Origin of the sequence: Pseudomonas sp. K5002 (assembly GCF_013386655.1) — a bacterium.
In the GTDB taxonomy this organism is placed as follows: Bacteria; Pseudomonadota; Gammaproteobacteria; order Pseudomonadales; family Pseudomonadaceae; genus Aquipseudomonas.
Map to the genome: position 1 here is coordinate 1 of NZ_JACARK010000284.1, position 3,256 is coordinate 3,256.

A 3,256-nucleotide genomic window follows, 5' to 3' on the forward strand; every position below is an offset into this window, starting at 1 on the left:
ACCTGATCTGGATCGGCCACGCCGCCGGGATCAAGGATGTGCTCACCGCTGAAGAAAACCTCAGCTGGCTCAGCGCCCTGCATCATCCCGCCAGCCGCGAGGCGATCTGGCAGGCGCTGGCCGCGGTTGGCCTCAAGGGTTTCGAAGACGTTCCCTGCCACACCCTGTCCGCCGGCCAGCAGCGCCGCGTGGCGCTGGCCCGTTTGTATCTCGACGGCCCGCCGCTATGGATTCTCGACGAACCCTTCACCGCCCTCGACAAACAAGGCGTTGCCCAATTGGAAGAACACCTTGCCGCGCACTGCGAGCAGGGCGGCATGGTTGTCCTGACCACTCACCACACCTTGACGCGCATGCCTGCCGGTTACCGCGACCTCGACCTGGGACGGTGGGCGGTATGAGTGTTTTTGCCCTGTTGGTCGCCCGCGAAGCGCGGTTACTCTGTCGCCGTCCGGCCGAATTGGCCAACCCGCTGGTGTTCTTCGCGATTGTGATTGCGCTGTTCCCGTTGGCGGTGGGCCCCGAGACTAAACTGTTGCAAACCTTGTCTCCGGGACTGGTCTGGGTGGCGGCGCTTTTGTCGGTCCTGCTCTCGCTGGACGGGCTGTTTCGCAGTGATTTTGAAGACGGTTCCCTCGAACAGTGGGTCCTTTCGTCGCACCCCCTGCCACTTCTGGTATTGGCCAAGGTACTGGCACACTGGGCGTTTTCCGGCCTGGCGCTGGTATTGCTCGCGCCGCTGCTGGCGATGATGCTGGGGTTGCCCACCGAATGCCTGCCGGTGTTGCTCCTTTCCTTGTTGCTTGGCACGCCGGTTCTCAGTCTACTGGGCGCCGTAGGTGCGGCACTGACCGTCGGTTTGAAACGCGGTGGCCTGTTGTTGGCGCTGCTGATCTTGCCTTTGTATATCCCGGTGTTGATCCTGGGCAGCGGCGCGTTGCAAGCCGCGCTCCAGGGCATGCCGGCGACCGGTTACCTCCTGTGGCTTGGCAGCCTGGCCGCCCTGGCGGTAACCCTGACACCCTTTGCTATAGCGGCTGGCCTGAAGATCAGCGTCGGCGAATAATGAGGTCTGGTTAAGCGATAGAACCTTAACCAGTAAAGACCCTAAGCTTCTCGCAACGACGAGAAGCAACCGTGATGGAAACAGCATGAACTGGACCTGGTTTCACAAGCTCGGCTCGCCCAAATGGTTTTACGGCATCAGTGGCAAACTGCTGCCGTGGTTGAGCATCGCCGCGGTATTGCTGATCGGCATCGGCCTGGTCTGGGGCCTGGCCTTCGCGCCGCCGGACTATCAGCAAGGCAACAGCTTTCGCATCATCTACATCCACGTGCCTGCCGCGATGCTGGCCCAGTCCTGCTACGTGATGCTGGCGGTGTGCGGCATCGTCGGCCTGGTGTGGAAGATGAAACTGGCGGATGTGGCCCTGCAATGCGCCGCGCCCATCGGTGCCTGGATGACCGCCGTGGCGCTGGTCACCGGCGCGATCTGGGGCAAGCCGACCTGGGGTTCGTGGTGGGTATGGGATGCGCGACTCACCTCGATGCTGATCCTGCTGTTCCTGTACTTCGGCCTGATTGCCCTGGGCAACGCCATCAGCAACCGTGACAGCGCCGCCAAGGCCTGCGCGGTGCTGGCGATTGTCGGCGTGATCAACATCCCGATCATCAAATACTCCGTGGAGTGGTGGAACACCCTGCACCAGGGCGCCACCTTCACCCTCACCGAAAAGCCGGCAATGCCCGTGGAAATGTGGGCGCCGCTGCTGCTGATGGTGCTGGGGTTCTACTGCTTCTTCGGCGCCGTGCTGCTGCTGCGCATGCGCCTCGAAGTGCTCAAGCGTGAAGCCCGCACCAGTTGGGTCAAGGCCGAAGTGCAAAACAGCCTGGGAGCCCGTGGATGAGCTTCAACTCTTTCAGTGATTTTCTCGCCATGGGCCATCACGCCCTGTACGTCTGGACGGCCTATGGCATTTGCCTGGCGGTGCTGGCCCTCAACGTCGCCGCGCCGATCCTGGCCCGCAAGCGTTACCTGCAACAAGAGGCGCGTCGTTTGCGCCGGGAGACCGAAAAGTGAATCCGCTGCGTAGAAAGCGTCTGTTGATCATCCTGGCCATCATGGCCGGTGTCGGCATTGCCGTGACCCTGGCCCTGAGCGCCCTGCGGGAGAACATCAACCTGTTCTACACCCCGACCCAGATCGCCAACGGCGAAGCGCCGCTGGACACCCGAATCCGTGCCGGTGGCATGGTCGAGAAAGGCTCGTTGCAACGCTCCGGCGACTCCCTGGACGTCAAGTTCATCGTCACCGACTTCAACAAATCCGTGACCATCACCTACCGCGGCATCCTCCCGGACCTGTTCCGCGAAGGGCAGGGCATCGTTGCCCTCGGCAAGCTCAACGCCGACGGCGTGGTGGTGGCCGATGAAGTGCTGGCCAAGCACGATGAAAAATACATGCCGCCGGAAGTCACCAAGGCCCTCAAAGACAGCGGCCAATCCGCCCCGACCCCCGCCAAGGAGGGCTAAGTCATGACGTCCGCACTGTTTATTCCGGAGTTGGGCCAACTGGCGATGATCCTCGCCCTGTGCTTTGCCATCGTCCAGGCCGTGGTCCCGTTGCTGGGCGCCTGGCGCGGTGACCGCCTGTGGATGAGCCTGGCCCAGCCGGCTGCCTGGGGCCAGTTCGCCTTTCTGGTGTTCGCCTTCGGTTGCCTGACCTACGCCTTCATGACCGACGACTTTTCTGTCGCCTACGTCGCCAATAACTCCAACAGCGCCTTGCCCTGGTACTACAAGTTCAGCGCCGTGTGGGGCGCCCACGAAGGTTCGTTGCTGCTGTGGGCATTGATCCTCGGCGGCTGGACCTTTGCCGTCTCGATCTTCTCCCGCCAACTGCCGCAAGTGATGCTGGCCCGGGTGCTGGCGGTGATGGGCATGATCAGCATCGGCTTCCTGCTGTTCCTGATCATGACCTCCAACCCGTTCACCCGCATCCTGCCGCAGATCCCGGTCGACGGGCACGACCTCAACCCGCTGCTGCAAGACATCGGCCTTATCGTGCACCCGCCGATGCTCTACATGGGCTACGTCGGTTTCTCGGTCGCCTTCGCCTTCGCCATCGCCGCCTTGCTCGGCGGGCGTCTCGATGCCGCCTGGGCGCGCTGGTCGCGGCCGTGGACCATCGTCGCCTGGGCATTCCTCGGCATCGGCATCACCCTGGGCTCGTGGTGGGCCTACTACGAACTCGGCT

General features: G+C 62.8%; 6 protein-coding genes. All 6 read left to right on the forward strand.

The window, feature by feature from the left end:
- The coding region (gene ccmA, locus HX846_RS14795; protein ID WP_178965627.1) for a cytochrome c biogenesis heme-transporting ATPase CcmA at positions 1-401 on the forward strand (401 nt) is incomplete at its 5' end.
- Positions 398-1,066, forward strand: coding sequence for a heme exporter protein CcmB (gene ccmB / locus HX846_RS14800; protein WP_003210635.1), 669 nt, complete (start codon positions 398-400; stop codon positions 1,064-1,066). The genes ccmA and ccmB, both read left to right, overlap by 4 nt.
- A gap of 85 nt (positions 1,067-1,151) precedes the next feature.
- Positions 1,152-1,907: a heme ABC transporter permease gene (locus HX846_RS14805; RefSeq protein ID WP_003210634.1), complete on the forward strand. Its 756-nt coding sequence runs from the start codon at positions 1,152-1,154 to the stop codon at positions 1,905-1,907.
- Complete coding sequence (gene ccmD, locus HX846_RS14810; RefSeq protein WP_008434788.1) at positions 1,904-2,080, forward strand: heme exporter protein CcmD; 177 nt, start codon at positions 1,904-1,906, stop codon at positions 2,078-2,080. The genes HX846_RS14805 and ccmD overlap by 4 nt, the downstream gene beginning before the upstream one ends.
- A complete protein-coding gene (gene ccmE, locus HX846_RS14815) occupies positions 2,077-2,532 on the forward strand; it encodes a cytochrome c maturation protein CcmE (protein ID WP_008434786.1) in 456 nt (151 codons plus the stop codon). The genes ccmD and ccmE overlap by 4 nt, the downstream gene beginning before the upstream one ends.
- Positions 2,533-2,535: 3 nt before the next feature.
- A partial coding sequence (gene ccsA / locus HX846_RS14820) for a cytochrome c biogenesis protein CcsA (protein ID WP_178965628.1) occupies positions 2,536-3,256 on the forward strand: 721 nt, incomplete at its 3' end.

What these genes read in the sequence shown, in the direction of transcription:
- ccmB (WP_003210635.1), top strand. Translation starts at nt 398, where the DNA reads ATGAGTGTTTTTGCCCTGTTGGTCGCCCGCGAAGCGCGGTTACTCTGT.
- HX846_RS14805 (WP_003210634.1), top strand. Translation starts at nt 1,152, where the DNA reads ATGAACTGGACCTGGTTTCACAAGCTCGGCTCGCCCAAATGGTTTTAC.
- ccmD (WP_008434788.1), top strand. Translation starts at nt 1,904, where the DNA reads ATGAGCTTCAACTCTTTCAGTGATTTTCTCGCCATGGGCCATCACGCC.